The 21,383-nt window shown below is 47.7% G+C and carries 18 protein-coding genes; 13 read left to right on the top strand and 5 right to left on the bottom strand.

What is annotated here, in order from left to right:
• The 6 genes from ACOTX5_RS24050 to ACOTX5_RS24025 all read left to right on the top strand — a co-directional run.
• Positions 1-102, top strand: a 102-nt coding sequence (locus ACOTX5_RS24050) for a hypothetical protein (RefSeq protein ID WP_223230349.1), incomplete at its 5' end; no start/stop codon positions are given.
• Positions 77-1,294, top strand: coding sequence for an ATP-binding protein (locus ACOTX5_RS24045; RefSeq protein ID WP_221903787.1), 1,218 nt, complete (start codon positions 77-79; stop codon positions 1,292-1,294). The genes ACOTX5_RS24050 and ACOTX5_RS24045, both read left to right, overlap by 26 nt.
• Positions 1,295-1,334: 40 nt before the next feature.
• Entirely contained in the window at positions 1,335-2,891 is a 1,557-nt protein-coding gene (locus ACOTX5_RS24040) for a TnsD family Tn7-like transposition protein (RefSeq protein WP_001324699.1), read from the top strand.
• Positions 2,892-2,902: 11 nt separating this feature from the next.
• On the top strand, positions 2,903-3,829 hold the full coding sequence (locus ACOTX5_RS24035) for a hypothetical protein (protein ID WP_063438912.1): 927 nt from the start codon (positions 2,903-2,905) through the stop codon (positions 3,827-3,829).
• Positions 3,830-4,181: 352 nt separating this feature from the next.
• Entirely contained in the window at positions 4,182-4,481 is a 300-nt protein-coding gene (locus tag ACOTX5_RS24030; protein ID WP_001097216.1) for a helix-turn-helix domain-containing protein, read from the top strand.
• Between the two features lie 563 nt (positions 4,482-5,044).
• Positions 5,045-6,871: an AAA family ATPase gene (locus ACOTX5_RS24025; RefSeq protein WP_001239419.1), complete on the top strand. Its 1,827-nt coding sequence runs from the start codon at positions 5,045-5,047 to the stop codon at positions 6,869-6,871.
• Between the two features lie 168 nt (positions 6,872-7,039).
• On the opposite strand, the gene copM is transcribed toward ACOTX5_RS24025, so the two are convergent.
• The 4 genes from copM to silR form a co-directional block, all read right to left on the bottom strand.
• A complete protein-coding gene (gene copM / locus ACOTX5_RS24020; protein WP_000647571.1) occupies positions 7,040-7,390 on the bottom strand; it encodes a CopM family metallochaperone in 351 nt (116 codons plus the stop codon).
• A gap of 146 nt (positions 7,391-7,536) precedes the next feature.
• Positions 7,537-7,968: a silver-binding protein SilE gene (gene silE, locus ACOTX5_RS24015; RefSeq protein ID WP_000790485.1), complete on the bottom strand. Its 432-nt coding sequence runs from the start codon at positions 7,966-7,968 to the stop codon at positions 7,537-7,539.
• 244 nt (positions 7,969-8,212) lie between these two features.
• A complete protein-coding gene (gene silS / locus ACOTX5_RS24010) occupies positions 8,213-9,694 on the bottom strand; it encodes a copper/silver sensor histidine kinase SilS (RefSeq protein ID WP_001377740.1) in 1,482 nt (493 codons plus the stop codon).
• Positions 9,687-10,367 carry a copper/silver response regulator transcription factor SilR gene (silR, locus tag ACOTX5_RS24005; protein ID WP_000697968.1) on the bottom strand — a complete coding sequence of 227 codons (681 nt, stop codon included), beginning with the start codon at positions 10,365-10,367 and terminating at the stop codon, positions 9,687-9,689. The genes silS and silR overlap by 8 nt, the downstream gene beginning before the upstream one ends.
• A 189-nt stretch (positions 10,368-10,556) precedes the next feature.
• On the opposite strand from silR, the gene silC reads away from it, so the two are divergent.
• The 7 genes from silC to ACOTX5_RS23970 all read left to right on the top strand — a co-directional run bounded on the left by silC (position 10,557) and on the right by ACOTX5_RS23970 (position 20,225).
• Positions 10,557-11,942 carry a Cu(+)/Ag(+) efflux RND transporter outer membrane channel SilC gene (gene silC / locus ACOTX5_RS24000; RefSeq protein ID WP_000475506.1) on the top strand — a complete coding sequence of 462 codons (1,386 nt, stop codon included), beginning with the start codon at positions 10,557-10,559 and terminating at the stop codon, positions 11,940-11,942.
• Positions 11,943-11,969: 27 nt separating this feature from the next.
• A complete protein-coding gene (cusF, locus tag ACOTX5_RS23995) occupies positions 11,970-12,323 on the top strand; it encodes a cation efflux system protein CusF (protein ID WP_001246155.1) in 354 nt (117 codons plus the stop codon).
• Positions 12,324-12,436: 113 nt separating this feature from the next.
• Positions 12,437-13,729, top strand: a complete 1,293-nt coding sequence (silB, locus tag ACOTX5_RS23990) for a Cu(+)/Ag(+) efflux RND transporter periplasmic adaptor subunit SilB (RefSeq protein ID WP_000157620.1) — start codon at positions 12,437-12,439, stop codon at positions 13,727-13,729.
• A gap of 10 nt (positions 13,730-13,739) precedes the next feature.
• Positions 13,740-16,886, top strand: a complete 3,147-nt coding sequence (gene silA / locus ACOTX5_RS23985) for a Cu(+)/Ag(+) efflux RND transporter permease subunit SilA (RefSeq protein ID WP_000574029.1) — start codon at positions 13,740-13,742, stop codon at positions 16,884-16,886.
• An 86-nt stretch (positions 16,887-16,972) separates the two neighbouring features.
• Positions 16,973-17,413, top strand: coding sequence for a DUF411 domain-containing protein (locus ACOTX5_RS23980; protein WP_000758228.1), 441 nt, complete (start codon positions 16,973-16,975; stop codon positions 17,411-17,413).
• 126 nt (positions 17,414-17,539) lie between these two features.
• A complete protein-coding gene (gene silP / locus ACOTX5_RS23975) occupies positions 17,540-19,987 on the top strand; it encodes an Ag(+)-translocating P-type ATPase SilP (protein ID WP_058587438.1) in 2,448 nt (815 codons plus the stop codon).
• Positions 19,988-20,027: 40 nt separating this feature from the next.
• A complete protein-coding gene (locus ACOTX5_RS23970; RefSeq protein ID WP_000843494.1) occupies positions 20,028-20,225 on the top strand; it encodes a DUF2933 domain-containing protein in 198 nt (65 codons plus the stop codon).
• A gap of 33 nt (positions 20,226-20,258) precedes the next feature.
• On the opposite strand, the gene ACOTX5_RS23965 is transcribed toward ACOTX5_RS23970, so the two are convergent.
• Positions 20,259-20,996, bottom strand: a complete 738-nt coding sequence (locus ACOTX5_RS23965) for a peptidoglycan DD-metalloendopeptidase family protein (protein WP_000287501.1) — start codon at positions 20,994-20,996, stop codon at positions 20,259-20,261.
• Positions 20,997-21,383: the final 387 nt, after the last annotated feature.

Here is a 21,383-nt window from a genome sequence, read left to right as displayed (position 1 = left end):
CGGCATTCTGGCTACACAATAACAAGGGAAGACTTACTCGTGGCTGCAACCCTACTAGCTCAAAATTTATTCACACATGGTTACGCTTTGGGGAAATTATGAGGGGATCTCTCAGAGCTATGCAGCTCGTAATCCTTTAAAAAGCGGAACAATTCAATATCTTCATTACTATGGAAATGAGCGTCCTGATATTGAGCCAGAAAGTGGATATTTTAAATCCCAGGCTGAAACTATTACGATAGTTGGAATGAGTGGTTCTGGAAAAACTACCATGATTGAGCAAGTCATGGATCATTTCCCTCAGATTATAGAACACAGCAGCTATAAAGGAGTTTTTCCCGGCTTCAGTAAGCAAATTGTATGGGTAAAGATTAATTGTCCATACAATTCAAGTGTGAGAGACCTTTGTGAAGAGATTTTACAAAAATTAGATGATGCAATTGGTATTGAACGAACTACACCTGAGATTAGAAATGGTGCTCTGGCTCGCCAGATTGCACAAAGAATTAAATCATCATTTTTGGGTATCCTTGTTATTGATGAAATGCAGAGGCTTAAATTTTCAAGAACCGGGGGTGAGAGTAAGTTGATTGATTTTTTACATGAAATTGTAGATTCCATGGGGGTATCTATGGTTTTTTGTGGAAATCATCCTTTTGACGAGACGCTGACAAAGAAAATGAGAATTGCCAGGCGGGCAGAGTCTGGTGGTTACATGAAAATTAAGAATGTTAGATACGATTCACAAGACTGGCAATCGTTTATTCATTATTTATGGCCATTACAATGGACAAATGTTGAAACTCCATTAAATGATGAGTTAAACGAAAAATTATTCATTTTATCTAAAGGCAATATTGGATTGGCTCAGATGATTTATCGGGGGGCACAATTAAAGGTTATCGGTAGCGGCAATGAAATCATCACTGGCGCAGTCTTGTCGGCCTCTGTACCGGTACTCGTGAGTCATACGGAGGAATATAAGGATACTCCACTCCCGGGGGCCGCGACTGAAGATGAGGAAGCTAAATGGCTCTCTGCATCTAATGAGGGTGATGCTTCGGCTAAAATCATGGCAGAGAAGTCCCTAAAGTCTTTGATCCCTGGGGATATAGACAGGCCACAGCACAAGGAATTCGTAGGAAAAATAGACGAGGTTTTGCGCAATTTCGACGAGAAAATACTGTCTCTTGACCACGATCTTGTTATCAACAGAACAGCTGAAAAGAAAAATACCTACGATGCTCTTCAGCGTTGCGGGCTTATAAATATAGATCCACTTAATAAATTGTAATGAGGTAACAGTTCGTAACGGTCAAAGAGAGGTGTGGGAAATGAGAATGTTGCCTGTTTTGCCTGATGAATCCTTGTTCAGCCGGTTTTGTCGGACAACTACCGTGTACGGTATGTCCCCATCTTCTCTGTTAACGATCATTTTCAACAAACCTGATATGAACGTCCATCCAATTCTCAATTCAGGATTAAAGGCTATTTCTCTTCATACATCCGAAAGTGCAGATCAGCTCTGGCATGAACAGACTTTACTCCCTCTTTTTGCCTGGGCACTACCAATCAGTCGTAATGAAATTATGGATTTCAACACGACCCCTGCCAGGCTTAATCGATTGTGCCGCCTTAGTAATTTTTCACTAGGGCAGCGCACACTATTGAAGTTTTGCCCGGTTTGCGCTCGTGAAGATACTTTTCATTATGGTGTTACTTATTGGCATCTGGCGCATCAGCTTCATGGGGTTACAACCTGCCATCGGCATCCGGTAGCGCTTGAAAGCATCCATGTCCCTTCTTCACCGCACATACGTATTGGACTGATGCCTCCTGTTTCGTATACAGAACAACTTAGCAATGAGATAGACTTCGATTTTGCTAAGTTTTGTTATGAGTCCCTAAATATAATCAGAAGAAAAGATATTACACACCCCAATTACATGGATGTACTTAAAAAGTTGAATTTATTATCATTGGATGGAAATTTAAAGAAAAATGTATTCTACGCACATGTTTATGCTAAGTGCCAGTTATTTGGGGAGGGTTCATCGGGACTTATACCAACATCCCTAACTGATTATCATTACTGGGAGCCTATACTCAAAGACAAATGTTGTCAGCATCCCACAAAGCATCTTTTGCTTTGTTATTGTTTGTTAAATACTTGCTGGCCAACGTATGCAGGAAGTCGTACTAATAAAAAGAAAGAAATCTTTAAAAGTCATAAGAAATACAGTTTTCATATAGTTGAAAATAATACTAGTGTTAGCAACCTTGGGAAGGAATTTAGTCGCAGCAGATGTTACATTAAAACACTTATTTATAAAAAATACCTGAGGGCGTTTAAGCGAAACACAAAAATTAATATATTCACTGAATTGCTTATCAAGTCTATGGCTGTAAGGGGGTTTAGTCTGGCATCCATAGCTGAGAAAAACTCATTATCGGAAGGAGCTGTATCCTCTGTAATTTCATCTTGTTACGGTTTATGCTCATGGCGTAAAAAATGTAAAAAAGATTCTTTAAGACGGCGTCATAAGCAGAAAATATTAAGATTTATACATAATCAATCCGTTTCTATAACACGAAAGTTAGTCAAAGAAAGTTGTTATGCAAGTTTCTATTGGCTAAATAAACATGAATGTGACTGGCTTAATTCCTGTCTTCCTAAAACAATACGATGCTATAAAAATAAAAGAGTAGACTGGAGCGAGAGAGATATTATCTCATCATCATTAATAAATGATGTTTTATCTCAGGGGCAGTACTCGATGTCACTTACAAGTCTAGATGCTTTACTGGGAGGGCATGGCTGGCTTTTGAAATACAGAGATAAACTACCAATGACAATGATACTTCTCAGAAAAATGGAACTAATTAAATAAGAGGGAGTTATATGGTTTACGAAAATGAATTGTGGCACAGTTTTCTTCTGCGTTCACAGATAATATATAACTTATCCAATTGCAGGAACATAATATCAAAGCATGGCGCACTAAGGTACGATGCCTTTCCTCGTTTCGAACTGATTGATATGTACAAATTGCATAGCTTGCAGGATATATATGACATTCTTGCCACTAGAAATGGTTATATACTAACTTCCAATATAGTGTCGTTATCTTCTGGTGTTTACGGGTATTTTAACGCTATTGAAGATGCCTGTCGGAAAAATTTTCACATAACTAATTCATATCCATTGGTAAACATCTCAAACATTCGTTACTGTCACAAATGTATTGTTGAAGATATACACTCTAAAGGCATTGGTTATCTGCGTCATAGATGGTTGTTTGAATCTAAATGTGCAGTTCATAGTACCAGTTTATATGAGGTTTGTTTTGATAACTATTTGAATGCAGTGAAAGGACTTAGTGACTTAATTATAAGTGGAATAAATCCTCATGGTTATTGTTCCCTTGTGGTTGACGTTTCAAACCCTTTCAAAAATCCAGTGTATATATTACCATGTGCACGTAATAAAATTTTAAAATGGATTTCGGACAATAAAAATATGCTGATTTACTTTCTCTTTGATCTCTTCAAATGTAAGTCGCATTCAAGTTTATCTAAGGTTATCGAAGTCAAGATAATGCATGATAGATATATTTCTGCGGTGTTCAAGATGTTAAGTGAAGTTAATTTTTGTAATTTCAACTCATTTATTTCTGATATTTTTGAGGACGTAAGTTATGCCTCTATCGGACTTGATGATTATTCTGTTAATGTGCATTTTCTCAGGCTAAGGGCTGCAGATTGTAAATTTTGCCAGTTGAATGGTAAATATTTTTGCTCACTTTACAATGTAAAACTTCTTCGCTAATTTCACTTCATTTATAAAATACTAAGAAAGCTAGTTAGATAAGGTTTTATATTTTGACTGGGGCAGGAATAAATTATCACTCATAGAGTTTCCCTGGGGGTTACCACCTGTGTATGATGCCGGTTAGCAACAACGTCTAAAAGACCTGCGATCACGTGGGTCCCTCTCCAGCAAAGGGGCAAGGGGTGCTATATAACGGTGTACTGCTTACCCAATACGGCCTTGTATTTGAAAGATGCCGCATCTTGGCAGGATTCGTATTACAGCCTATAGTCTGTTAATGAGCATTACAGCCTATATGCTGTAAATCCCTGCGTTATGCTTGTTAACTCGTCGATACGGAAGGTCACTTATGAACACTCAATACGCTTTGAAGACTTTGAATCAGTTACGTCCTGTTTTAATCGGCTTTCGCAAAGCCAATGGACTGACGCAAAAAGATGTTTCTGAACGTTTGGGTATAACACAGCAAACTTATGCCCGACTAGAGGCCAACCCTGCAAGTGCGGGTTTTGAGCGTTTGTTTAGGGTGTTCAGCGTCCTTGGAGTGGAGATCGTACTTTCATCCAGGGAACCATTGTCAGATGCAAAGCCCGAATACGGAGCTATGCACAATTATTCTTCACTTCCAGCCAGGCGGGAGAAATGGTGACGCCTGGCGCTTCCCGGTCTAATTTTTCTTCAACAAGATTAACCCCTTAGCGGCCTGAAGTATCAGGTTGCGATAGAGCCTTTCATTTCTTCTGTTATGTTAAATACACCATTTTGAGCTATTTCGCTCGGCCTTAAATTATCTCTTCATTCTTCAGTGAAAATTTTATGTCGATCACATTATCGATGAATTTAGGAAATAATCCGTAAATGAAAATCTATCTTCTTTTAAATTCATCAGTGTCAGTAGCAAATATTACGCATAAAAGAATGGTTATTATTATCATTTAAATTATAAAGCTCATGAGTCAATTCCAAAAAATATAATAAGCATTGAAATCATTACCCGTGATTCTGGAGTTTTAACTTTGCCATGTAACCAACCACAAGTTAGTTTCCGGTGTTTTGAGGGGCAGTAAAGTTCTGAAAGCGCGACCAGATCATAATCCCGAAATGTCGTTAAGATATTCTGAATAACGGTTATCCCTGCTTGTTGGCAGGCATTTGAAAATATATTTTGTATTCAGGTTGCAGCAAAACGCTTTCTTACACACAGGACTTCATATGCGGCTCAGAAAATTAAAACTGAAAAACTTCAGAGGCTACAGAAACTCTACTGAAATCATTATTGATGAAAGCATGACGGGTATTGTCGGTCGTAATGACTTTGGGAAATCAACGCTTCTGGAAGCGCTGGCTATTTTTTTTGAAACAGAAGGAATGAAGGCTGACAAGAATGACATGAACTGTTTCAGCCTAAGAGAAGGGGACGGCCGTTTTGAAATAGCCTGTGAATTTGATGACCTGCCCGATTTTATCATGATCGACGACAGGGTGCAGACCACGCTCGCCTCAGAACATCTGCTGAATGAGGACGGCAATTTTGAAATCGTCAAAACGTTTAAAGCAACGACCTCAGGAAAACCGGAGCAGACCTGCATCCGCTGCATCCACCCGGATGAGGAGCCCCTGAGAAATTTACTGGGCATGAAAATTTCTGAGCTCAAGGCGGTGGGAAAAGAAGTTGAAAAAAATGTGGCGGATAAACGCACTGCATCGTTATGGCGTCAGGCCATCAGGGAAGCCGCAGCCCCCTATACCTGTTCGGAAATTATGCTGGATGTCGATAAAGAGTTCGGAACCGACACAAAATCATTATGGGGTAAGATCCTCGATTTGCTGCCCACGTATGCGATTTTCAAAGCCGACAGGGAAAGCAGCGACGGGGATTCCGAAGCTAAAAACCCCTTACAGCAGGCCGTAAAAGACGCTCAGGCTGCGCTGCAGGACAAAATTACAGCGCTGGAAAATGAGATTCAGGACAGCGTCCTGGATGTCGCACAGAGAACGCTGGATAAATTACGTGAAATGGCCCCCGAACTCGCCAGTGAACTGACTCCACGATTTAAGGAGAAACCCAAGTGGACCTTCAATTTCACCCTGGACGGGGAAAATGGCATCCCCATCAATAAGCGCGGCAGCGGGATAAGGAGGCTTATCCTGTTGAATTTTTTTCGGGCTGAGGCTGAAAAGAATGTCGCGGGGACGCCCAGAAATGTGATTTATGCCATAGAGGAGCCTGAAACGTCACAGCATCCGAACTATCAGATGATGCTGATGAAAGCGTTACTGGCACTGGCAGGCCAGCCGCACCGTCAGATTATCGTCACCACCCATGTCCCGGCGCTGGCCGGATTAATCCCTGTCGAAGGCGTACGTTATGTTACCCGAAATGAGGCGGGTGAACCCGTAGTAAAAATGCCGGATGACGCAGTGCTGAAGGAAGCCACTGAAAGCCTGGGGGTGCTGCCAGAGACCGGTATGGAAAGGGCGCAGGGGATTGTTCTGGTAGAGGGAAAGTCGGATGTTACTTTCCTGAGGCATGCGGCCAGTTCATTAAAACAGTCAGGTGCGCTGCCAGCCTCTCTGGAGGACGTGAAAATAGTGCCAGTCCTCATAGGAGGGTGTGGTAGCGTCAAACACTGGGTTACATTGAATCTGGCCAAAGATCTGGGGCTTCCCTGGTGCGTATTTCTGGACTCCGATATTGGGGGAGACCCTGCACAGGTTCTGTCCATCCAGAAGCGTAAAAAAGAAGTAGAGGAGGCCGGTAAGGTATTTTTCGCTACGCGCAAACGTGAGATAGAAAACTATCTGTGCCCGGATCTTATCGAGGAAATTACTGGTGTAGCCGTCACGTTTACGGACACCTGTGACGCTAAAAAAATAATCGGCCGGGCTGTGGGAATGAAACCCGATAATGTACTAGATAAATTCTGGCCTCAGATGACATCAGAAAGAATCATCTCAAGATCAACCTATCATGACGGAACGCAGGAGAGAAGCGAGCTGGTTGAGATCCTGAGCGACATTGTATCCATGACGAGATAATGTATTAAATAAGCATCTCAGGTGCATATATTCCGGTCCTCAACAAAGGACCGGAGTACAGAGTAGTAAAAACCCGAAATTAATCGGGTTTGAATTATATAAAGATTAACCGACTCCCGCGCCCAGGAACGATGTAAAATCACGCTTGTCGTGACATTTCTACAATGTTTACTTTTGACTATCAAGCCATTTATTCATCTGCTCAATTTCACCTTTTTGAGCTTTAATGATGTCCTGCGCGAGCTTTCTCATTTTCGGATCTTTTCCGTATTTGAGCTCGGTCTCAGCCATTGCTATTGCCCCTTCATGGTGCGCTACCATGCCTTTCGCAAAAGCCTTGTCGGGATCGGACTCATTTACGGCAGCCATCATTTTGTCATGCATGTCTTTCATGCCAGCCATATATTCCTGTGACGAAGCCGAGGTAGACATATCAGTCATTTTCATTTCTGAATGTTCTGCTGAAATCGCTGGCAGGGATAACATTAATACTGCAAATAAAGTGTTTCTGGCTTTCATAAAAAATATCCTTTTAGCGTTGATGCCCGTTAACTGTAGCAGAATCTGATAAAAATGCCCCTGTAGGGGGCAAAGATGTTGCCATATATCCGGTTACGGAAAAATCTATCAAGGAAATAAGGACAGCACAGATACTTCCCTCGCCGTCAGCCTGCACTGAGCATGCGACGATGCGCTTCGGCCATGGCCTGATGTGGGCCAGACTGACCGTTATTCATAAATTCATGGGCAACTGCAGCTCTTTCATGCTCATTCATTGCCGCTAATGACTTCGACGGCCCGGTAGGGGAAACGGTCTGACTTCCCATCATCCTCTGATGACTTTCCACCATTTTCTGGTGCGCATCCGCCGACCCGTTCGTCATGGTTTCATGAGCAATAATGGCCTGTTCATGCTGGTCCATACCGGCCATACGAGGTGCAGTCCCCTGGATCCCGACAGGAGCCGCAGCAGACTGCATCTGGTGAGCAGGTGCCTGTGCATTGTTGACCCGCTCATGGATATTCACGGTTTCAGTGGCCCAGGCCGAAGAAATTAAGCCAAAGCCCAGCAAGGATGCTAATACGATATTTTTCATGATAACTCTCCATTTCTTAATTAGTGATGTCCGGGGGAGTACAACCGGTGTTTTCAGTTCCATAACTGAAACAGGTTCGGAAGTGTTTATTTCTCCGGGAGGGGACTGGATATTCATTTCCTGGCGTCCACTGACGCCGGATATTGATAAAGCAATCCAGCCTTCCTGATAAGTTGCACTAATTATATCGAATGGCTTCTGTTTGCTGCATGACAGGCTAATGACATCTTTGTCATTTAAATCTTTATTCCCAGCACTGGGTGTCCGGAATCATTTTCTCCAGTCTGGGCACGGATAAGATAAAACGCGTTGAGTGTACGTCCGATTCCACCTGCACTCTTCCGTGATGTGCTTCCACGATTGACTTCACAATCGCAAGGCCGATGCCGCTGCCTTCTCCTTTTCGTTGTCTGGACGGATCCACCCGATAAAAACGGTCAAACAACCTTGATAAATGCTCTTCAGGGATTGGTTTCCCCGGATTTTCAATCACAAGGTCAAAAAAGCTCTCCTGCTCTCTTATTGAGACGGTGATTGCCTGTCCCTCCGGGGTATAACGCAGGGCATTGGATAACAGATTATTGATCGCCCTTCTGAACATTTGTGGATCTCCCTCAACCAGGCAGGGCATCCCGTTAAATTTGAGCGTGATATTGCGTTCTTCGGCCCAGGCTTCGAAAAACTCGAAGACTTTCATGACTTCCGCTCTGAGGTCAAACATGACCCTGTCAGGTATCAGCTGATTATTATCTGCCTGTGCCAGGAACAGCATATCGCTGACCATTTTGGTCATCCGGTTATACTCTTCAAGACTGGAATAGAGGACATCCTCAAGTTCCCTCTGTGTTCGATCCTGACTCAGTGCGATTTCAGTCTGCGTCACCAGATTGGTGATGGGCGTTCTGATCTCATGCGCGATATCGGCAGAGAAATTGGCCTGGCGGGTAAAGACATCCTCAATCTTTCCAATCATATGATTGAACGAGATAACCAGTTGCTCCAGCTCAATGGGAACGCGTGTCGGTTCCAGTCGCGCATCAAGATTCTCGGAGGTGATGTTTTTAATGGCATTGCTGACATTACGAAGGGGCAGGTGCCCCTGACGGACAGCGATTCGAATGATCAGAACAATCAACAGGCTTATCACGACGGCAATCGCAATCAGGTTCTTTTTCAGCGCATCGAGGTAATGGAGATGGAAATTAATGGATAGGCCAGTCAGCATGACATAGTTCTGCTGTTTGCCCTGAAATATCGCCTGACCAGAGGAGGCGATAATCCTGTATGTTTCCATCTTCATTTTGGACCCGGTATCCATCGGTCCCGCAGGATCCTCCACCGTCCAGAGAAAGACATCCCGTGCGCGGCTGTGCTCGCTAAAATCTGCTGAATTCACTGCCGGGCGTAGTGCCGCCCCCTGAGCTGAGCTAAAGAGCACTTCCCCCCTGGGATTGAGGAGCAAAAGGGCAACGTTGCGGTAGCTGGCAATTGATTCCTTTATTTTGCTTATTTTTTTATCATCCGGATCCACCGGGGACTGCAGTATACGGTTCAGTGTGGTGCTGATTTGTTGAAGATCGCTGACATCCTGCTCGGCAAAATGATTTTCAACAGAATGCAGCATAAACCAGGTGAATGCGATAAAAGCCAGTATCGTGGACAGGCTGATAAAAAAGGTCAGCCGCAGAGCGAGTGAGAAAGGGCGTCTGGAAGGTTTGCTATGCATCCGGGACCTCCAGCATGTAGCCCACGCCCCGGACTGTCTGGATCAGCTTTGTCTCGTAATCGTTGTCTATTTTAGCGCGGAGTCGCTTTACTGCGACATCGATCGCATTAGTGTCGCTGTCAAAATTCATGTCCCAGACCTGAGAGGCAATCAGGGAGCGGGGAAGAACCTCTCCCTGATGGCGAATGAAGAATTCCAGCAGGCTGAACTCTTTACTGGTGAGCACAATGCGGTTTCCGGCGCGACTGACTTTTCTGGATACGAGATCAATCGAGAGGTCAGCCACCTTAAACTGGCTTTCCGTGATCATCGTGTTTCCCCGCCTCAGAAGGGTTCTCACCCGGGCGAGCAGTTCGGCAAACGCAAAGGGTTTAACCAGATAATCGTCCGCACCCAGTTCCAGTCCTTTGACCCTATGTTCGATCGTGCCGAGGGCTGTCAGCAGTAAGACCGGCATACCCTTTCCGGCAGTGCGCAGCATGCGGATGATATCCCAGCCGTTCACATCAGGTAGCATGATATCCAGAATGACTAAATCATACTCGGCTGTCATGGCGAGATGATATCCGGTAAGACCATTATCAGCGTGATCCACTACGAACCCTGCCTCTGTAAGCCCTTTGCTGAGATATTCACCTGTTTTAATTTCGTCTTCGACGATCAATATTTTCATCTTGCTCCCCGGCTGGCTGCTAATGTCATTCTATTGCGCCCACGATCGTTATCAACGGATTACAGCAAAAATGACAACATTGTCATTATCCTGTCACCCGGCAAACAGAGAGCGTTAGGTAAAGTACCCCTATCAATACTCTGGACTTCATTTGAACCATTTACCAGGTCTGCCTGGACGAGAAGCGTTATGTTCAAATTAAAATTACTCAGCATTAGCACGATATTCATCCTGGCAGGCTGCGTGTCGCTTGCGCCTGAATATCAGCGGCCCGCAGCACCGGTACCCCAGCAGTTTTCACTGTCCCATAACAGCCTGACGCCAGCGGTAAATGGCTATCAGGATACGGGCTGGCGTAACTTTTTTGTCGATCCCCAGGTTACCCGGTTGATCGGTGAAGCTCTGACTAATAACCGTGATTTGAGAATGGCTGCCCTGAAGGTTGAAGAGGCCCGAGCCCAGTTCAACGTCACGGATGCAGATCGTTATCCCCAGCTGAATGCCTCATCCGGGATAACATACAGCGGTGGTCTGAAAGGTGACAAGCCGACCACACAGGAGTACGACGCGAGACTGGAGCTCAGCTATGAGCTCGATTTTTTCGGCAAACTTAAGAACATGAGTGATGCTGATCGCCAGAACTACTTTGCCAGCGAAGAAGCCCGTCGGGCCGTACACATCCTGCTGGTATCCAACGTTTCACAAAGCTATTTCAGCCAGCAACTGGCGTACGAACAACTTCGTATTGCGCGGGAAACGCTGAAAAATTATCAACAGTCCTATGCTTTCGTTGAGCAGCAGCTCGTGACCGGGAGTACGAACGTTCTGGCACTTGAACAGGCGCGAGGACAAATCGAAAGTACCCGCGCCGAAATAGCCAAACGAGAAGGCGATCTGGCTCAGGCAAACAATGCCCTGCAACTGGTGCTGGGAACGTACCGCGCACTTCCGTCAGAAAAAGGGATGAAAGGCGGGGAGATAGCCCCAGTAAAATTGCCACCAAATCTGTCTTCACAAATTTTGCTGCAGCGACCGGATATTATGGAAGCGGAATATCAGCTGAAAGCGGCTGATGCCAATATTGGCGCAGCGCGAGCGGCCTTTTTCCCCTCAATTACCCTGACCAGTGGTCTTTCCGCAAGCAGTACGGAGCTGTCCAGCCTGTTTACGTCAGGAAGTGGAATGTGGAATTTTATCCCTAAAATTGAAATTCCTATATTTAATGCTGGCAGGAATAAAGCCAATCTGAAGCTGGCTGAAATTCGCCAGCAACAGTCGGTGGTTAATTACGAACAAAAAATTCAGTCAGCCTTTAAGGATGTTTCCGACACGCTTGCGCTGCGCGACAGCCTTAGCCAGCAACTTGAGTCACAGCAGCGTTATCTTGATTCACTTCAGATAACTCTCCAGCGTGCCAGAGGATTGTATGCAAGTGGTGCTGTCAGTTACATCGAAGTGCTGGATGCAGAACGTTCCCTCTTCGCTACCCAGCAAACCATTCTCGATCTTACCTATTCCCGGCAGGTTAACGAAATTAATCTGTTTACCGCGCTGGGTGGCGGTTGGGTAGAGTAAATTTATTTAATTAATCAGGAAATTAAAATGCGTAATTCACTTAAAGCCGTTTTATTTGGTGCCTTCTCTGTCATGTTTTCTGCCGGTCTTCATGCTGAAACACATCAGCATGGCGATATGAATACTGCCAGTGATGCTTCGGTACAGCAAGTTATCAAGGGCACCGGTGTCGTTAAAGACATTGATATGAATACTAAGAAAATCACCATTTCGCATGAAGCAATTCCAGCGGTGGGCTGGCCTGCAATGACCATGCGCTTTACTTTTGTTAATGCAGACGATGCTATTAATGCCCTGAAAACAGGCAACCATGTCGATTTCTCGTTTATTCAGCAGGGTAATATCTCCTTACTCAAAAGCATTAACGTGACGCAGTCCTGATTGGCTGTCCGGAGCGATTACATCCTGTGCGCCTGTACATTCACATAGGTATATGTGTGAGTTAACCGTCAGGCGCATATGCCAGGTGTTTTGATTTTTTAGCGGAAAATTGTATGGCTTCTTTAAAGATAAAATATGCTGCAATAATTATCAGCAGCCTCATAGCAGGGGGGCTGATATCGGTTACTGCCTGGCAGTATGTAAACTCAGCACAAAAGACAGAAAAAACAGAACAAAAGGCACCGGAACGAAAGGTGCTTTTCTGGTATGACCCAATGAAACCGGATACCAAATTTGATAAACCCGGAAAATCGCCCTTTATGGATATGGACCTGGTGCCAAAATATGCTGATGACAGTGGCGATAAAAGCAGTGGCGGGATCCGTATCGACCCAACCCAGGTTCAGAATCTGGGATTAAAAACGCAAAAAGTCACGCGAGGAATGCTGAATTATTCTCAGACAATCCCGGCTAATGTCAGCTATAACGAGTATCAGTTTGTTATTGTGCAGGCGCGTTCTGACGGGTTTGTCGAAAAAGTCTACCCCATGACGATTGGCGATCATGTGAAGAAGGGGACGCCACTTATCGATATTACCATTCCGGACTGGGTGGAAGCACAGAGTGAATTCCTTCTGTTATCCAGCACCGGTGGTACTTCCACGCAAATTAAAGGCGTTCTGGAACGGCTTCGCCTGGCAGGTATGCCGGAAGAGGATATTCAGAGACTGCGTTCTACCCGGAGCATTCAGACCCGTTTTACCATTAAAGCACCTATTGATGGTGTCATTACTGCATTTGACCTGCGCACCGGCATGAATATTTCGAAAGATAAGGTGGTGGCTCAGATTCAGGGAATGGACCCGGTCTGGATCAGCGCTGCAGTGCCAGAATCTATCGCCTATCTGCTGAAAGATACGTCGCAGTTTGAAATTTCGGTACCGGCTTATCCGGATAAAACATTCCATGTCGAAAAATGGAATATTCTTCCCAGCGTGGATCAGACAACCCGTACGCTTCAGGTCCGTCTCCAGGTTTCTAATAAGGATGAGTTTCTCAAGCCGGGCATGAATGCCTATCTGAAACTGAATACCAGAAGCCAGGAGATGCTGCTGATACCAAGCCAGGCCGTTATCGATACCGGCAAAGAACAGCGCGTGATTACTGTTGATGATGAAGGCAAGTTTGTGCCGAAACAGATCCACGTTCTGCATGAGTCACAGCAACAGTCCGGCATCGGCTCCGGCCTGAATGAAGGCGATACCGTGGTGGTCAGTGGCCTGTTCCTCATTGACTCTGAAGCCAATATTACGGGCGCACTGGAACGTATGCGCCACCCTGAAAAAACAGAAAGCAGTATGCCAGCAATGTCTGACCAGCCTGTAAATATGCATTCAGGGCACTGAGGAGACGACGATGATTGAATGGATTATCCGGCGCTCTGTCGCCAACCGTTTCCTGGTCATGATGGGGGCCCTGTTTCTCAGCATCTGGGGCACATGGACGATTATTAACACGCCTGTCGATGCCTTGCCTGACCTGTCAGATGTGCAGGTCATTATCAAAACCAGCTATCCCGGCCAGGCCCCGCAGATTGTAGAAAACCAGGTCACCTATCCACTTACCACCACCATGCTGTCCGTGCCTGGCGCAAAAACCGTGCGTGGTTTTTCACAGTTCGGTGATTCGTATGTGTATGTCATTTTTGAAGACGGCACCGATCTGTACTGGGCCCGTTCCCGCGTGCTGGAGTACCTGAACCAGGTACAGGGAAAACTGCCCGCCGGTGTGAGTTCTGAAATCGGTCCGGACGCCACGGGGGTGGGCTGGATATTTGAATATGCCCTTGTCGATCGCAGCGGAAAACACGACCTTTCAGAACTGCGTTCTCTGCAGGACTGGTTCCTGAAATTTGAGCTGAAAACCATCCCGAACGTGGCTGAGGTCGCTTCGGTTGGCGGCGTGGTGAAACAGTACCAGATTCAGGTCAATCCGGTAAAATTGTCTCAGTATGGTATCAGCCTGCCCGAAGTGAAACAGGCCCTTGAATCGTCTAACCAGGAGGCCGGTGGCTCATCCGTTGAAATGGCCGAAGCTGAGTATATGGTCCGTGCCAGCGGTTATCTTCAGAGCATTGATGATTTTAATAACATCGTCCTGAAAACAGGCGAGAACGGCGTGCCGGTTTATCTGCGGGATGTTGCCCGCGTGCAGACCGGGCCTGAAATGCGGCGTGGTATTGCCGAGCTGAACGGCCAGGGCGAAGTCGCTGGCGGCGTGGTGATCCTGCGGTCGGGTAAAAATGCACGCGACGTTATCACGGCAGTGAGGGATAAACTTGAGACGCTGAAGGCCAGCCTGCCGGAAGGCGTTGAAATCGTGACCACCTACGATCGCAGCCAGCTCATCGACCGGGCGATTGATAACCTCAGTTCCAAACTTCTGGAAGAGTTTATCGTGGTGGCCATCGTCTGTGCCCTGTTCCTGTGGCACGTACGTTCTGCCCTGGTGGCGATTATCTCTCTGCCGCTTGGTCTGTGTATCGCCTTTATCGTCATGCACTTCCAGGGACTGAACGCCAATATCATGTCGCTGGGAGGGATAGCGATTGCCGTCGGTGCGATGGTGGATGCCGCCATTGTGATGATTGAGAATGCGCATAAGCGGCTTGAGGAGTGGGATCATCAGCATCCGGGTGAGCAGATTGACAACGCCACCCGCTGGAAGGTGATTACCGATGCCTCCGTTGAAGTGGGACCCGCACTGTTTATCAGCCTGCTGATCATCACCCTGTCCTTTATTCCTATCTTTACCCTGGAAGGTCAGGAAGGACGTCTGTTTGGCCCGCTGGCATTCACGAAAACGTACTCCATGGCGGGCGCGGCCGCGCTGGCCATCATCGTCATTCCGATTCTGATGGGATTCTGGATCCGGGGGAAAATTCCTGCAGAGACCAGTAACCCCCTGAACCGGGTACTGATCAAAGCGTATCATCCATTGCTGTTGCGGGTTCTCCACTGGCCAAAAACAACCCTGCTGGTTGCGGCCTTGTCCATTTTCACCGTTATCTGGCCGCTGAGCCAGGTGGGCGGTGAGTTTCTGCCGAAGATTAACGAGGGCGACCTGTTGTATATGCCGTCGACCCTGCCGGGTGTCTCTCCGGCTGAAGCTGCAGCGCTCCTGCAGACGACGGACAAGTTAATCAAAAGCGTTCCTGAAGTGGCCTCTGTATTTGGCAAGACCGGTAAAGCAGAGACCGCCACGGATTCCGCACCGCTCGAAATGGTTGAAACCACGATCCAGCTCAAACCTGAGGATCAGTGGCGTCCAGGCATGACGATTGACAAGATTATTGAAGAACTCGACAGGACCGTCCGTTTACCGGGGCTGGCAAACCTCTGGGTGCCGCCAATCCGTAACCGTATTGATATGCTCTCAACCGGGATCAAAAGCCCGATAGGTATCAAGGTGTCCGGAACGGTTCTGTCCGATATCGATGCAACGGCGCAGAGTATCGAAGCGGTCGCCAAAACCGTACCCGGCGTAGTGTCTGCTCTCGCAGAGCGACTGGAAGGCGGGCGCTACATTGATGTGGATATCAACCGGGAAAAAGCCTCCCGCTACGGAATGACGGTGGGCGATGTGCAGCTGTTCATCTCATCAGCCATCGGCGGCGCGACGGTAGGGGAAACGGTTGAAGGCGTGGCCCGGTACCCGATTAATATCCGCTATCCGCAGGATTACCGGAACAGCCCGCAGGCCCTGAAACAGATGCCGATCCTGACCCCGATGAAGCAGCAGATCACGCTGGGCGATGTTGCGGATATTAAGGTCGTTTCCGGGCCGACTATGCTGAAAACGGAAAATGCCCGTCCAGCCAGCTGGATTTACATTGACGCGCGCGGCAGGGATATGGTGTCGGTGGTTAATGACATTAAAACGGCGATCAGTCAGAAAGTGAAACTGAGACCGGGTACCAGCGTGTCATTCTCCGGACAGTTTGAACTGCTTGAGCATGCCAACAAGAAACTGAAGCTGATGGTGCCGATGACGGTGATGATCATCTTCATCCTGTTGTATCTGGCATTCCGCCGGGTTGATGAAGCCCTGCTGATCCTGATGAGCCTGCCGTTCGCCCTGGTTGGCGGGATATGGTTCCTGTACTGGCAGGGCTTCCATATGTCTGTCGCAACCGGAACGGGGTTTATCGCTCTGGCCGGGGTGGCAGCAGAGTTTGGCGTGGTCATGCTGATGTATCTGCGTCATGCCATTGAAGCGCACCCGGAATTGTCCCGTAAAGAGACGTTCACACCGGAAGGCCTTGATGAAGCCCTCTATCATGGTGCCGTACTGCGTGTCCGGCCGAAAGCCATGACCGTGGCGGTGATCATTGCGGGTCTGCTGCCAATACTCTGGGGAACCGGTGCAGGTTCAGAAGTCATGAGCCGTATCGCGGCACCCATGATTGGTGGGATGATCACGGCTCCGCTGCTGTCCCTGTTCATTATTCCTGCCGCCTACAAATTAATCTGGCTGCGCAGACATAAAAAAAGCGTGTCCTGAACCTGAAAGGGCACCCCCTGTGGGTGTCCTTCTTTACTGATTCACCCTGACGTCAGGGTTTAAATCGATAATATACAGAGGTGAGTATGAAAAAAGTGGTTCTGATGGCGCTGGCTCTCGGCCTTTCACTGCCCGCGATGGCGAGTGAAAAAGTGATTGATATGTACAAATCTGAAAACTGTGGCTGTTGTTCCCTGTGGGGCAAAGCGATGGAAAAAGACGGGTTTGAAGTACGAACTCACGTCATGAATGATCAGGCGCTGTCAGCCCTGAAAGAAAAGCATGCTATTCCTGCAGGACTGCGAAGTTGTCATACCGCGGTTGCCGGTAATTTGATCATTGAAGGCCATGTGCCTGCGACAACGATACATAAGGCAATGCAGTCTGGTTCAGGTATATACGGTCTCGCCACCCCCGGTATGCCAGCAGGAAGTCCTGGAATGGAGATGGGAGCCCGAAAAGAGGCTTACGATGTTATCGCATTCTCACCGGATGGAAGTAAAAAAGTCTTCCAGCGAATCGAATAGTCAGCGGAACGGCTGATAACGGGACGCCGGTAGCAGGCACTCCTGTGCCGGCGATATTCGTGGTAATCGCATCCATGACATACCCTGAAGACAGAAGATGCTTCGGTATGCATAAGGAGAGTTACTGTGAAAAATGACAATGCAGTGCAACACAACAACCAGACTGCTTCTGAGCAGACATTATCCCCGGACGAGGGCCACGTATTGCATAAGGTGAGAGATCCCGTGTGCGGGATGGCCATCCTGCCCGACAGGGCGCACAGCAGCATTCGATACCAGGACCATCAACTTTATTTCTGCTCCGCCAGCTGTGAGAGTAAATTTAAAGCCCATCCCGATCGTAATCTTACCGAAGATGCCAGTGAACATTCCCATCACCATCACCACGATCATCACGAAGTCAGCCCTGATCAGATAAAACAGCCTCACCACCAGGCGGAAAAAGAGAATTCTGAAGGTGTGTGGACATGTCCGATGCACCCGGAGATACGCCGCAGTGGTCCCGGAAGCTGTCCTGTCTGTGGAATGGCACTGGAGCCGCTCGTAGCTACGGCATCCACGGGGCCGAGTGATGAACTTCACGACATGACAAGACGCTTCTGGCTGGGGTTGTTGCTGGCGTTTCCGGTTCTGGTACTCGAAATGGGATCTCATCTGTTTCCCGAGTTGAGGAATACAGTACCGCCACAGTACAACACATGGCTGCAGCTGCTTCTGGCCTCCCCTGTCGTGTTGTGGTGTGGCTGGCCATTCTTCGCCCGGGCCGGAATGTCGTTACGTAACCGCTCCCTGAATATGTTTACCCTTGTTGCAATGGGGACCGGCGTAGCCTGGGTTTACAGCGTCATTGCAACCGTCTTCCCCTCCTGGTTTCCTGCATCGTTCAGAAACATGGATGGCCTGGTGGCCGTTTATTTTGAAGCCGCAGCAGTTATTACGGTGCTTGTTCTGCTGGGACAGGTTCTTGAGCTGCGGGCACGGGAACAAACCTCAGGCGCCATTACTGCGCTTCTGAACCTTGCCCCCAAAACCGCCAGACGGCTGGATCATGACGGTCATGAAACGGATATTAATGCGGAAGATGTCCTGCCTGGCGATAAGCTCCGCATCAGACCTGGAGAGAGTATTCCGGTCGACGGTATCGTGATCGAAGGCAAAACAACCGTTGATGAATCGATGGTGACCGGGGAATCTATGCCGGTTACCAAAACGGAGGGTGACCCTGTCATCGGGGGGACCATTAATCAGACAGGGAGTCTCATCATCCGTGCAGAGAAAGTCGGTGATGAAACAATGCTCTCACGAATTGTTCAGATGGTCGCTGATGCACAGCGTTCGCGTGCCCCCATCCAGAGAATGGCTGACAGCGTTTCAGGCTGGTTTGTTCCTCTGGTGATACTTATCGCGGTTGTTGCTTTCGTGATCTGGTCTGTCTGGGGGCCCGAGCCCAGGATGGCGCACGGTCTCATTGCGGCTGTGTCGGTCCTGATTATTGCCTGTCCCTGCGCGCTGGGGCTGGCCACGCCGATGTCGATAATGGTGGGGGTGGGCAAAGGAGCCCAGGCCGGGGTGTTAATCAGGAATGCCGAAGCCCTTGAGCGTCTTGAAAAAGTGGACACGCTGGTTGTCGACAAAACAGGCACGCTCACGGAAGGTTCGCCTACGGTGACAGGGATTATCAGTCTCAATCCGGGTGGGGAAACATCTCTTTTGCGTGTAACAGCCGCAGTGGAAAAAGGCTCGCAGCATCCGCTGGGTATGGCAGTAGTTAAAGCAGCACAGGAAAAGGGGATCGCAATACCCGCAGTCACTCATTTCGATGCACCGTCGGGTAAAGGTGTCTCAGGCGATGTCGAAGGTCAACGGGTTGTTATTGGTAATGAACTGGCTATGCAGGAAAACAGTATAGTTATTGATAATCAAAAGGCCGTTGCGGATACGTTGCGGATGGAAGGCGCTACCGTTATCTATGTGGCCACAGACGGGGACCTTGCAGGCCTGATAGCTATCTCGGATCCCGTGAAAACAACCACGCCGGATGCGCTTAAAGCTTTGCGTCAGGCGGGGATCCGCATCGTTATGCTCACCGGGGATAACCAGCTTACTGCTGAAGCAGTCGCACGGAAACTGGGAATAGATGAGGTTGAAGCCGGAATTCTGCCGGATGGCAAAAAAGCAGTGATAACCCGACTGAAAGAGTCTGGCCATGTGGTTGCGATGGCCGGAGACGGTGTGAATGATGCCCCGGCGCTGGCAGCGGCTGACGTGGGTATAGCCATGGGAACGGGTACAGATGTGGCAATTGAAAGTGCCGGAGTCACCCTTCTCAAAGGCGACTTGATGATACTGAACAGGGCCCGTCATCTGTCAGAGATCACCATGAAAAATATCCGTCAGAATCTGTTTTTTGCATTTATCTACAACGCACTTGGCGTGCCTGTGGCTGCAGGTCTGCTTTATCCTGTGTATGGAATACTGCTGTCGCCAGTTATTGCGGCGGCGGCCATGGCTCTTTCCTCCGTCAGCGTCATTGTGAATGCGTTGCGTCTGAAAAGTGTCAGGCTCGGGAAATAACACTGAGTGAAGGGTCAGTTACGAACAGAAGGAGTCCAGTATGAAAAGTACCACCTATGCGCTTATTGCTGTCGCCGCGATCGCGGCATTTGCCCTCCTGCGCGAACACTGGTCACATGTGGCAGGTTACTGGCCATATCTGTTATTGCTGGTCTGCCCGCTAATGCATCTTTTCCACGGCCACGGAGGGCATGGAGATCATCAACATCACGGAAGTGAAAACGATAAAAAAAATTAATCCGGCAGACGGGGCCGCGTCGCGGTCCCGTTATCAGTCCAGGTATCGTTCGTAGTCTCTGGCATGCGCAAAGGCATGCTGTTCGAGTTTGTTATCAGCGGGTGCCGCTGCCCGGAACGCCAGAGAGTTAACAGGGTTGTTATTGATGACCAGCTCGTAATGCAGATGAGGACCGGATGAACGTCCGCTGTTACCGGATAACGCAATAGCACCTCCCCGTGTAACCCTGGCCCCTTTAGTAACGAGTATTTTATTGAGGTGGAGATAGCGAGTTTTAACACCGGCTTTTCCCGTTACTTCAACAAAATATCCCATGGTACTGTTGTATTCGGCCCGGGTGATTTTTCCGTCGATGACGCTGACTATTTTCGTGTTCATGGGCATGGAATAATCAATGCCATTATGGGGACTCACTTTTCCCGATACCGGGTTAAGTCTTGCAGGATTGAAAGGCGAACTGAGTCTTGCTGTGGCCGGTAACGGATAATCGAGACTGCCTTTCCCGGAAGTATCGGAAAGGTTATAGAACTTTTTATCTGATATACGATACGCCGTGTAATTAAATGAACCGGACGTAAATTTATAGGCCACGACACGTGATTTTCCCGCTTTCTTTTGCAGTACGAGTTTTAATGATTCATTTTTTTTCAAATGCCGCAGATTAAACCGGGAAGGCAAGGAGCGCTGAAGAGTAGCGATCTCGTTCGATTCCAGCCCCGAGCGGGTGGCTGAAAGGTAGGCATTTTCTTTTACGACATCGGTAGAATACATTTACTGGAATTCGCCGTTAGCATGAACACTGCGGCGTATGCTAGGGGTTTTCAGGAGGCGTGTCATCTGTCAGTTAATCGGGAGCACCGTTGATGGTCGTCATTTTTGTAACATATCTTGTTTCCCGTTTGCTCCTGAAGCTCTGGGAACTGTATGACCAGCCCGACGGTGATGATTAACGGGACTGAAACAGGTTACGGCAGAGCAATATGGGGCTCATGTCCTGCTACGTAACCCGTCAGTAAAGCCCTGCTGCGCACCTGACGCTAAGCACTGATGAATCCCCTAATGATTTTGGTAAAAATCATTAAGTTAAGGTGGATACACATCTTGTCATATGATCAAATGGTTTCGCGAAAAATCAATAATCAGACAACAAGATGTGCG

The organism is Enterobacter cloacae complex sp. IR5441, from assembly GCF_049238215.1.
Classification (GTDB): Bacteria; Pseudomonadota; Gammaproteobacteria; order Enterobacterales; family Enterobacteriaceae; genus Enterobacter; species Enterobacter hormaechei_C.
The sequence above is the reverse complement of the archived record's forward strand: the minus strand, read 5'-3'. Positions and strand labels throughout refer to the sequence as shown.